Here is a 231-nt window from a genome sequence, read left to right as displayed (position 1 = left end):
GTGCTCGGCGGGCCGGCAAGTGGAACGAGGCGGAGGCCGACCTGAAGAAGGCCCTGACCCTGCTCCCCCCGACCCAGCCCAACGCCAAGGCGCAGGTTCTCAATTACCTCGCCTATTCCTGGGTCGATCGGAACATGAACATCGCCGAAAGCTTCAAGATGCTGAAGCAGGCCGTCGATCTCTCGCCCCGCGACGGCATGATCATCGACTCGCTCGGCTGGGCCTATTTCC

At 63.2% G+C, this 231-nt stretch carries 1 protein-coding gene; it reads left to right on the top strand.

Translation table 11 applies throughout. The annotated features are described in order from the left end of the window. A partial coding sequence (locus tag MXD60_RS26525) for a hypothetical protein (protein ID WP_518468743.1) occupies positions 1-231 on the top strand: 231 nt, incomplete at both ends.

Origin of the sequence: Frankia sp. AgB32, assembly GCF_023243045.1 — a bacterium.
In the GTDB taxonomy this organism is placed as follows: Bacteria; Actinomycetota; Actinomycetes; order Frankiales; family Frankiaceae; genus Frankia.
The sequence above is the reverse complement of the archived record's forward strand: the minus strand, read 5'-3'. Positions and strand labels throughout refer to the sequence as shown.